Annotated in this window: 4 protein-coding genes; 3 read left to right on the top strand and 1 reads right to left on the bottom strand. The window is 58.9% G+C overall.

Going from position 1 to position 5,980, the window contains the following annotated elements; genetic code table 11:
* Positions 1–323: 323 nt before the first annotated feature.
* Genes EOA86_RS18635 through EOA86_RS18625 form a run of 3 tightly spaced genes read left to right on the top strand, consistent with a single transcriptional unit; the run spans position 324 to position 5,181 of the window.
* Positions 324–2,273 carry a PrkA family serine protein kinase gene (locus EOA86_RS18635; protein WP_029350511.1) on the top strand — a complete coding sequence of 650 codons (1,950 nt, stop codon included), beginning with the start codon at positions 324–326 and terminating at the stop codon, positions 2,271–2,273.
* Between the two features lie 19 nt (positions 2,274–2,292).
* Positions 2,293–3,603, top strand: a complete 1,311-nt coding sequence (locus EOA86_RS18630) for a YeaH/YhbH family protein (protein WP_128343015.1) — start codon at positions 2,293–2,295, stop codon at positions 3,601–3,603.
* A gap of 9 nt (positions 3,604–3,612) precedes the next feature.
* Entirely contained in the window at positions 3,613–5,181 is a 1,569-nt protein-coding gene (locus tag EOA86_RS18625) for a SpoVR family protein (protein ID WP_128343013.1), read from the top strand.
* A 399-nt stretch (positions 5,182–5,580) separates the two neighbouring features.
* On the opposite strand, the gene EOA86_RS18620 is transcribed toward EOA86_RS18625, so the two are convergent.
* Positions 5,581–5,787 carry a hypothetical protein gene (locus EOA86_RS18620; RefSeq protein ID WP_029350518.1) on the bottom strand — a complete coding sequence of 69 codons (207 nt, stop codon included), beginning with the start codon at positions 5,785–5,787 and terminating at the stop codon, positions 5,581–5,583.
* Between the last annotated feature and the right edge of the window lie 193 nt (positions 5,788–5,980).

Here is a 5,980-nt window from a genome sequence, read left to right as displayed (position 1 = left end):
GTGCAGTGTAGATCTCTTCACCGAATGACCTGTGCGCCGCCAACTCAACTGCTGAGAGCAGGCGGCCTGGTTCATTCCTCCAGAAAAACAGCTTGTTCGCGACGGGCTGTTGCACTCGGCACGCGCTGATGGAAGAATGGATATCCCTCGGAAACGTTCCATTGTGCGAGCCATTCGCTGGCTGGCTTTCAGGCGTTCACTATATCTGTCTCGACCCCTAACATCCGGGCGCAGACGCACTACGTGATGATAGGGAACCACAAAGGCTTTCCGATAGTTGAATGAAGGGCGAGAGCAACCAGACCGGCCGGGGCCAGGATACCATGCGCGAGAACCAGTCCGACGTCTTCGATCTGTTTTCGGAGATTTACACGAATGCGGCGCAGGAGGAGATAAGCATCCAGCAATATCTCCTTGCCTGCCGCGAGGATAAATCGATGTATGCCTCGGCGCCCGAACGGATGGTCGAGGCGATCGGCGAGCCTACCCTGATCGACACCAGCATGGATGAGCGGCTCGGCCGCATTTTCGCCAACAGGACAATCAAGGTCTATCCCACCTTCTCCGAGTTTTATGGCATGGAGGACACGATCGAGCGCATAGCCGGCTATTTCCGCTATGCCTCTCAAGGGCTCGAGGAACGCAAGCAGATCCTCTATCTGCTTGGCCCTGTCGGCGGCGGTAAGTCCTCGCTCGCCGAACGGCTGAAGAAGCTGATGGAGCAGCGTCCGATCTATACGCTGAAGGTGGGCGGCCAGATCAGCCCGGTTTTCGAATCGCCGCTCGGGCTTTTCAATCCTGACCGCATGGGCGACCTTTTGGAGGACAAATACGGCATCGCGCGGCGCCGGCTGAACGGCCTGATCTCGCCGTGGGCGGCCAAGCGCCTCGATGAACTGTCCGGCGACATCTCCAAGTTCAGCGTCGTGAAGCTGATGCCTTCGCGGCTGCGCCAGATCGGCATCGCCAAGACCGAGCCGGGCGATGAGAACAACCAGGACGTTTCGGCCCTGGTCGGCAAGGTCGATATACGACAACTCGAGAATTTCAGCCAATCCGATCCGGACGCCTATTCCTACAGCGGCGGCCTGAACCGGACCACGCAAGGGTTGCTCGAGTTCGTCGAGATGTTCAAGGCGCCGATCAAAGTCCTCCATCCGTTGCTGACCGCTACCCAGGAAGGCAGCTATAACGGTACGGAGAACTTCGGATCTTTTCCTTATCAGGGCATCGTCGTAGCCCATTCCAACGAGTCGGAATGGCTGCAGTTTAAGAACAACAAGAACAACGAGGCGTTCCTCGACCGCATCCTGGTGGTCAAGGTGCCGTACTGCCTGCAGGTCACCGAAGAAAGGCAGATCTACGAAAAGCTGCTGCGCGAAAGCGAGTTGGCTTCCAGTCCCTGTGCACCGGAGGTGCTGGACATTCTCAGCCGGTTCACCGTCTCGACCCGTCTGGCCGAGCACGACAATTCGCCGCTTTACACGAAGATGCGCGTTTATGACGGCGAGAACCTCAAGGACATAGATCCCAAGGCGAAGTCGGTTCAGGAATACCGCGATGCCGCCGGTGTCGACGAGGGCATGACCGGCGTCAGCACGCGCTTTGCTTTCAAGATCCTGTCGCAGACATTCAACTACGACACCAAGGAAGTGGCCGCCGATCCTGTGCATCTGATGTACATTCTGGAGGAGGCTATCAAGCGCGAGCAGTTCCCGAAGGAAACGGAGGCCGCCTATCTCGACTTCATAAAGTCGGAACTGGCGACGCGTTACGCCGAGTTCATCGGCCATGAGATTCAGAAGGCCTATCTGGAGTCCTACAGCGAATACGGTCAGAACCTGTTCGACCGCTACATCGCCTACGCCGATGCTTGGATCGAGGATCAGGACTACAAAGACCCCGATACAGGCCAGATCCTCAATCGCGAGGTACTGGACAACGAACTGTCGCAAGTCGAAAAGCCGGCCGGCATTGCCAATCCCAAGGACTTCCGCAATGAGGTCGTGAAGTTCGCGTTGCGCGCCCGGGCGAGGAACAATGGCCGCAACCCCTCATGGACAAGCTATGAAAAGCTGCGCGAAGTCATCGAGAAGCGGATGTTCGGCCAAGTCGAGGATCTGCTCCCGGTGATCAGCTTCGGCTCCAAGCAGGACAGCGTAACGGAGAAACGGCATACTGAGTTCGTGCATCGGATGGTCGGACGCGGTTACACCGAACGTCAGGTCCGCCGGCTGGTGGACTGGTACATGCGGGTGAACAAGGCGGGCTGAGTCCGGCCGGGATGGTTCCATGCCGATCTTTGTCGATCGCCGACTGAACCCGAAGGACAAGAGCCTGGGCAACCGCCAGCGCTTCCTGAAGCGTGCGCGCGAAGAACTGAAGCGAAGCATCCGGGATCGGATTCGTACCGGCAAGATCGCTGATGTCGACAGCGAGCATGCCGTCTCGATGCCGGCGAGGGGCACAGCCGAGCCGAGCTTCAGCGATGCGAAAGACAGCGGCAAGCGGCAGCACATCCTGCCGGGCAATAAGCATTTCGCCCCGGGCGACCGGGTTCCCAAGCCCGGTCAGGGCGGCGGCGGTTCGTCTCCCGGGAAAACGGTCTCGGAGGACGATTTTCGTTTCGTGCTCTCGCGCGAGGAGGTGCTCGACCTTTTCTTCGAGGATCTCGAACTTCCCGACATGGTCAAGCTCAACCTCAAGGAGATACTTGCCTTCAAGCCGCGCCGCGCAGGGTTCGCCGCGACCGGTTCGCCGACCAACATCAATGTCGGGCGCACCATGCGAAACAGCCATGGTCGCCGGATTGCGCTCAGGCGCCCGAAGCAGGAGGAGCTTGATGCGATTGCGGAGCAACTCGCAATCCTGGAGGCAGAGCCCCAGAGCGCGGGGCCGGTACGCCAACGCATCGCAGCGTTGCGGGAAGAGCTTGAGCGACTTGAGCGCCGCCGTAAGCGGATCGCCTATGTCGATCCCGTCGACATCCGCTTCAACCGTTTTGACGCCCAGCCCGTGCCGAATGCCAATGCGGTCATGTTCTGTCTCATGGACGTATCCGGCTCGATGGGCGAACGCGAGAAGGATCTAGCCAAGCGCTTCTTCGTGCTGCTGCACCTGTTCCTGAAACGGCGCTACGACCGCACCGAAATCGTCTTCATCCGCCATACGCACGAGGCGCAGGAGGTGAACGAGGAAACCTTCTTCTACAATACGCAAAGCGGCGGTACGGTCGTTTCCACGGCACTCGAGGAGATGCGCCGTATTATCGAGCAACGCTATCCCAGCAACGAGTGGAACATCTATGCCGCCCAGGCATCGGACGGCGACAATTTCGTTACCGATTCCGAGCGCTGCATCGGCCTGATGGACGGCCAGATCATGCGCCTGTGCCAGTATTTCGCCTATGTCGAGATCATCGACGAACGTGAGAGCCATATTTTCGGCAGCACCGACAATGGAACCTCGCTGTGGCGCGCCTACAGCGCTGTCAACCAGAGATGGCCGAATTTCCAGATGAGCCGTATCGCCAACGCATCCGACATCTATCCGGTCTTTCGCCAGCTCTTTGCCAGGCAGCCGGTCTTCCAAAAAAGCGCTTGAGGGGAGCCGATGGCGAACCAGACCGGCAAATCCGGCCAAACCAGCAAATCAGGATTGCTCTTTTCAGGGTCTGACTGGGATTTCAAGACACTGTCGCGCGCCTACCAGGCGATCGAGGCGCTCGCGATCGAAGAGCTTCACCTCGACGTCTATCCGGTGCAGATGGAGATCATCTCGTCCCAGCAGATGCTCGACGCCTATTCCTCGGTCGGCATGCCGCTGATGTATCGCCACTGGTCCTTCGGCAAGCATTTTCTCTACCAGGAATTGCTCTATCGCAAAGGCGGGCGGGGGCTCGCCTATGAACTGGTGATCAATTCCAATCCTTGCATCGTCTACCTGATGGAGGAAAACACCATGGCCCTGCAGGCCCTGGTGACAGCTCATGCAGCGCTTGGCCACAATCATTTTTTCAAGAACAATCATCTGTTCCGGCAATGGACGGATGCCAGCGCTATCCTGGGCTATCTGGACTTCGCCAAGGGTTACATTGCCCGTTGCGAGGAGCGGCATGGCGTCGCCGCGGTGGAGGCCATCCTCGATGCTGCCCATGCGCTGATGGAACAGGGCGTGTTCAGATACCGCCGACCGCCGAAGCTCTCGTCGGAGCGGCAGCGAGAAGGCGTTCGTGAGCGCCTGGAGTACGAAGAGCGTTCCTACAACGATCTGTGGCGCACGCTCCCGCCGTCGAAGGACGGGACCAAGGCCAACGAAACGAACACCGGCATCGCAGAGCGGAAGAAAACGCTCAACCTGCCCGAGGAGAACCTGCTCTACTTCCTGGAAAAAAACAGCCTGGTCCTGGAGCCTTGGCAGCGTGAAATCATCAGGATAGTCCGCGTCGTCGCGCAATACTTCTATCCGCAGCGGCAAACGCAGGTAATGAACGAAGGCTGCGCCACTTTCGTGCACTACACACTCATGAACATGCTGTTCGATCGCGGCCTGATCAATGAAGGCGCGATGCTGGAAATCCTGCGCAACCATTCGAACGTGATCTTTCAGCCGGGCTTCGACGATCCGCGTTTTTCCGGTATCAATCCTTATGCCTTGGGCCTCGACATGATGCAGGACATTCAGCGCATATCGACTGAGCCGACCGCCGAGGATCGTGACTGGTTCCCCGATATCGCCGGCAGCGGCAATTGGCGCGAAACCCTGCTCGACGCGTGGGCGAACCATCGCGACGAATCATTCATCCGCCAGTATCTGAGCCCCGCCCTGATGCGGAAATGGCGGTTCTTTATCCTCGCCGATGCCGCTAGCGAACCGCATTACGAAGTCGCGTCGATCCACAATGAGCGTGGCTACGAAAAGATACGCGCCGGGCTCGCCCAGAGCTACGACATCGGTGCGAGCCGGCCGGATATCCAAGTGGTAGATGTTGATCTGCTCGGTGACCGACAATTGCGGCTGGAGCACAAGGTGAAGAACGGCATCATGCTGGAGGAGGCCAGTCGCGACGCCACCCTCCGCCATATCCGCACCCTGTGGGGCTATGAGGTCAGCCTGGCGGCGATCGATGCGCAAACGGGCGGGACGCTCAACGAACGTTCGACCAGCCAAATCGGGGAATAACCAGAACCTGGATGGCCGGCGACGGCGTCGTTCTACAGCCGGGTTTCCACTCTTGGGTCCGATGCTCTGGCAGTCGGACCCGGGAAGGTCGGTTTCGTCGGAATCTCGGATGGTGTCTCGGGAGGAATTTCGACGGGCTGCCTTTGCGGGCTGGGAACGGGATCGGGCGAAGGCGGAGGAACGCCCGGAGGCTCATCCGGCGGAGTTTCCGGCGGAGCAGGCGGCCGGGCAGGCTCAGGATTCGGATTATCCGGTATCGGCACGGGATTGTTCGGATCAGGATCAGGGTCGGTCATGGGATACTCTCCGAAGCTTGCTTCACATGTACTCCGCGCCGCGACAATCATAAATGCGCGCATGTGCTCCTGCCTGACCCTTGCCTCGTAAGACGCCGCGACGCTACTTGTTCGTCCGCATCTTTTGCCTTGGATTGATCCCGCCAAGGGCGTTGGTGTCGTTCTCGACATCGCCTTCGATCGTGTTTTCGCCTTCGAGTAAGAGTTCGTCGCCTTCCTTGATCGTGCCCTTGGAGGTCCCGATACCGGGATTGTTTCTCAAATCGGCATCGCTCGGCTTTTTCCACTTTGGATGTTTGGTTCCACTCATGGCACAACTCCTTCGAAAAGGGTCCTGTGGTAGAAAACAGCAGGGCGCGATGAATGTTCCGCCGAAACTCACTTTGATGCGGCGTTGTCCGAGAGGGGCTAAAGCCCGAACGGATAGGTGTCGGGAACGCCCGCTCCCATATGCTCCGGCCCAAGCGGCGTCACCGCGACGGTTTCGTCAAACCAGACGAAGG

The organism is Mesorhizobium sp. M5C.F.Ca.IN.020.32.2.1, from assembly GCF_004023105.1.
GTDB lineage: Bacteria > Pseudomonadota > Alphaproteobacteria > Rhizobiales > Rhizobiaceae > Mesorhizobium > Mesorhizobium wenxiniae.
Note: the sequence above shows the minus strand (reverse complement) of the source record. Positions and strands in the feature narration are given on the sequence as shown.